Consider the following 4276-nt stretch of genomic DNA (forward strand, 5'->3'; position numbering starts at 1 on the left):
CTGGACCCGGAAAACGGCCGCAACTACACCCTGCGCATGACCCCCGTCGACGGCGGCAAGAAACTCGAAGTCAGGGGCTCCATCGGCCCCTTCGGACGCACCCAGACCTGGTCCCGAGTCCAGTAATCAAGTCCACCCCGCCTGCGGCTCACTGCGTGTAGCCGCATCCCCCCTCAAGGGGCGACGCTGGTGGCCCGGCATAGCCGGTTCCACGGCGTCCCGGATTGGGGTATCAGTGAATTGAAGTTTTAAGTCGCGCAACGAAGCAAGTTAAGCAATCGATAAGGAACAAACAAGATGTCCCGTTTTCAAGTGAAGAAAGTCGCCGTGCTGGGCGCCGGTGTGATGGGGGCGCAAATCGCCGCCCATCTGGTCAATGTCAAGGTGCCAGTGGTGCTGTTTGACCTGGCCGCCAGGGAAGGCCCGAAGAATGGCATCGTCATGAAGGCGGTAGAAGGCCTCAAAAAGCTCAAACCTGCGCCCTTGGGCGTGCCCGAAGACGCGGCGCTGATCCAGCAGGCCAACTACGAAGAAGACATGGACGTCCTCAAGGAGTGCGACCTGATCATCGAGGCGATTGCCGAGCGCATGGACTGGAAGACCGAGCTGTACCACAAGATCGCGCCCTTCATCGCGGAAGGCGCCATCGTCGCCAGCAACACCTCGGGCCTGTCCATCACCCAGCTCAGCGCAGCCCTGCCCGAATCCATCAAGCCACGGTTTTGCGGCATTCACTTCTTTAACCCGCCGCGCTACATGACGCTGGTCGAGCTGATCAACACCCCGACCACCGAGCCCAGGGTGCTGGACGACCTCGAAGCCTTTGTCACCAGCGCCCTCGGCAAGGGCGTGATCCGCGCCCATGACACGCCCAACTTCATCGCCAACCGCGTCGGCATTGCCGGCATGCTGGCCACCATCAAGGAGGCCGAAGCCTTTGGCCTGAGCTACGACGTGGTCGATGACCTGACCGGCAAAAAGCTCGGACGCGCCAGCTCGGGCACCTTCCGCACCGCCGACGTGGTGGGCCTGGACACCATGGCGCACGTCATCAAGACGCTGCAGGACAACCTCGGTCCCGTCGGCAGCGGAAAAGTCGAAGACCCGTTTTCCGACATTTACGGCACGCCGCCGGTGTTGGCCAGGCTGCTGGAAGCCAAGCGCCTGGGCCAAAAGTCCGGCGCCGGTTTCTACAAAAAAGTCGGCCGTGACATCCTACGGCTGGACCCCGAAAGCATGGACTACGTGGCCGGGGGCGCCAAGGCCAATGAGGTCGTCGGCCGCATGCTGAAAAAGCCGGCCGGTGAGCGACTGAAGCTGCTGCGCGAAGCCGAAGGCGCGGAAGCGCGCTTCCTGTGGGCGATTTTGCGCGACCAGTTCCACTACGCCGCCGTGCACCTGGAAAGCATTGCCGAAACCGCGCGCGACATCGATTTTGCGATGCGCTGGGGCTTTGGCGCCAAGCAGGGCCCGTTCGAGCTGTGGCAAGAGGCCGGCTGGCTGCAGGTGGCCAACTGGATCAAGGAAGACATCGACGCCGGCCGGGCGCTCAGCAAGGCGCCGCTGCCGGACTGGGTGTTCAACGGGTCCGTGGTCGCGGCCGGGGGGGTGCACAGCCCCGAGGGCTCGTGGAGCGCCTCGGCCAAGAGGTTCATTGCCCGCCGCCAGCTGCCGGTGTACGCACGCCAGCATTTCCCCGAGAACGTGCTCGGTGCCAGGGCGCCGGCGTTTGAAACCGCCGGCACCACGCTGCATGAAGACGATGCGATTCGCCTCTGGACGCTGGACGGTGACCAGAACGATGTGCTGATTGCCAGCATCAAGACCAAGATGCACGCCATCAGCCCGGACGTGGCCGAAGGCCTGGCGCTGGGCGTGGACCTGGCCGAGAAAAGCTACAAGGGCCTGGTGATCTGGTCCAACGACGAGATGTTCTCGGCCGGTGCCGACCTGCAGGCCATGCTGCCCGCCTTCATGCTGGGCGGCGCCAAGGCAATCGAAGGCGCAGAGGCCGAGCTGCAAAACGTCATGCTCAAGCTGCGCTACGCCGCCGTGCCCGTGGTGTCGGCCATTCGCGGCCTGGCGCTGGGCGGCGGCTGCGAGATGGCGGTGTATTCGGCCAAGCGCGTGGCCGCCATGGAAAGCTATATCGGCCTGGTCGAGGTCGGCGTCGGCCTGGTGCCCGGCGCCGGTGGCCTGGCCTATATCGCGCGGCGCGCGGCAGAAAACGCGGCCGCATCGACCAACAAGGACGTGCTGCCCTTCCTGACCGAAGGCTTCACGGCGGCCGCCATGGCCACCGTGGGCACCAGCGCGATTGAAAGCCGCAAGATTGGCTACCTGCTGGCCAGCGACGTGATCGTGCCGCACAAGGACGAGCTGCTGTTTGTGGCCTTGAACGAGGCGCGAGCCTTGTTCAATTCCGGCTACCGGGCGCCGCACCGCCGGCCTTTTCCGGTGGTGGGCCGCAACGGGCTGGCCACCATCAAGGGCCAGCTGGTCAACATGCGCGACGGCGGTTTCATCAGCGCCCACGATTTCCACATCGCCAGCCTGATTGCCAACGTGGTCTGCGGCGGCGATGTCGATGCCGGCACGCTGGTGACCGAGGAGTATTTGATGACGCTGGAGCGCAAGGCCTTCTGCTCGCTGCTTGAGCATCCAAAAACCCAAGAGCGGATCATGGGCATGATGAGCACCGGCAAGCCGGTGAGGAATTGATGCACACCCCCGTCGGACGCTTACTGCGTATAGCGCCTTCCCCCCTTGCAGGGGGCAACACCAGCAGCCCGGCAAAGCCGGTTCTGCGGTGTTTGCTGGTGGGGAGAACGTCATGACCGATTTGGCGAGGGTGCCGCCCAACCGCCTGGAGCGGCAGCTCGATCGCCTGTCGGAAGTGCCGGCCTTTGCGCGCCCCTGGTTTCGCGGTGTGGTGCTGCGCCGCGCCGTGCCTTTCACCGGCACGGCGGGGCTGGACTTTATCGAGATGACGCCGCAGCGGGTCGAGATCGGCATCAGGAACGTCAAGAAGGTGCAAAACCACATCGGCGGCGTGCATGCGTCGGCCATGAACCTGCTGGCCGAAACCGCCACCGGCATGGTGGTGGGCATGAATGTGCGCGATGACTGCCTTCCGCTGGCCAAGGAGTTGAGGATGGCGTTCAAAAAGCGCGCCACCGGTGCCATGCGCGCGGTGGCCACGCTCACGCCCGAGCAACGGGCGCTGATGCAGGCCAGCGACAAGGGTGAAGTCAGTGTGGCGGTCACGGTGCTGGATGAGGCCGGCATAGAGCCGGTCGAATGTGAATTTGTCTGGGCCTGGATTCCGTCCGGGCCGCGTAAGAGCTAAAGAAACAACTGAAGAACCGAAGGAAACCATCATGGCCAAACAAGTCCAGGAAGCCTACATCGTTGCCGCCACGCGCACGCCCATAGGGCGTTCGCACCGCGGGTATTTCCGCAACACCCGGCCCGACGACCTGCTGGTCAAAGCCCTGCAGGCCGCGCTGGCCCAGGTGCCCACGCTGGATCCGAAGGCGATTGAAGACATCATCTGCGGCTGCGCCATTCCCGAGGGCCCGCAAGGCCTGAACATCGCCCGCATCGGTGCGGTGCTGGCCGGCTTGCCGACCAGCGTGGGCGGCATCACCGTCAACCGCTTTTGCGCCTCGGGGCTGTCGGCGGTGCAGATGGCGGCCGACCGCATCCGCGTCGGCGAGGCCGAGGTGATGATTGCCGCCGGCGTCGAGAGCATGAGCATGGTGCCGATGTCGGGCAACTCGCCGTCGCTGTCGCCGGCCATGTTTGCCAACGACGAGAACATCGGCATTGCCTACGGCATGGGCCTGACGGCCGAAAAAGTGGCGCAGCAATGGAAGGTGTCGCGCGAGGCGCAAGACCAGTTCGCCTACGAGTCGCACATGAAGGCGCTGAAAGCCCAGCAGGCGGGCGAGTTCACGAATGAAATCACGCCAGTGGAAGTGACCGACCGCAGCGCCAATCTGGAAACCGGTGAAGTCATCGCCAAAACCCGCATTGTCAGCATGGACGTGGGCGCGCGCCCCGACACCACGGTAGAAGGCCTTTCGAAACTCAAAACCGTGTTCGCGGCGCGGGGCTCGGTCACGGCCGGCAACAGCTCGCAAACCTCCGACGGTGCCGGCGCGTTGATCCTGGCGAGCGAAAAGGCCGTCAAGGAATTTGGATTGACCCCGCTGGCGCGCTTTGTCAGCTACGCCGCCAAGGGCGTGCCGCCGCACATCATGGGCATAGGCCC

The 4276-nt window shown here is 64.4% G+C and carries 4 protein-coding genes; all 4 read left to right on the forward strand.

Translation table 11 applies throughout. The features are described 5' to 3' along the window. Nucleotides 1-126 (forward strand): DUF2147 domain-containing protein (locus RMO23_RS10140; RefSeq protein ID WP_309681077.1); only part of this gene is annotated, 126 nt, incomplete at its 5' end. Between the two features lie 171 nt (nucleotides 127-297). Further along, on the forward strand, nucleotides 298-2721 hold the full coding sequence (locus RMO23_RS10145) for a 3-hydroxyacyl-CoA dehydrogenase/enoyl-CoA hydratase family protein (RefSeq protein WP_309681071.1): 2424 nt from the start codon (nucleotides 298-300) through the stop codon (nucleotides 2719-2721). Nucleotides 2722-2833: 112 nt separating this feature from the next. After that, a complete protein-coding gene (locus RMO23_RS10150; protein ID WP_309681073.1) occupies nucleotides 2834-3349 on the forward strand; it encodes a DUF4442 domain-containing protein in 516 nt (171 codons plus the stop codon). Nucleotides 3350-3380: 31 nt separating this feature from the next. Then, nucleotides 3381-4276 (forward strand): acetyl-CoA C-acyltransferase (locus RMO23_RS10155; protein WP_309681075.1); only part of this gene is annotated, 896 nt, incomplete at its 3' end.

Origin of the sequence: Polaromonas sp., assembly GCF_031411155.1 — a bacterium.
GTDB lineage: Bacteria > Pseudomonadota > Gammaproteobacteria > Burkholderiales > Burkholderiaceae_C > Polaromonas.

Excerpts from the sequence above, each read along its gene's own strand:
- RMO23_RS10145 (WP_309681071.1), top strand. The coding sequence starts at position 298 with ATGTCCCGTTTTCAAGTGAAGAAAGTCGCCGTGCTGGGCGCCGGTGTG.
- RMO23_RS10150 (WP_309681073.1), top strand. The coding sequence starts at position 2,834 with ATGACCGATTTGGCGAGGGTGCCGCCCAACCGCCTGGAGCGGCAGCTC.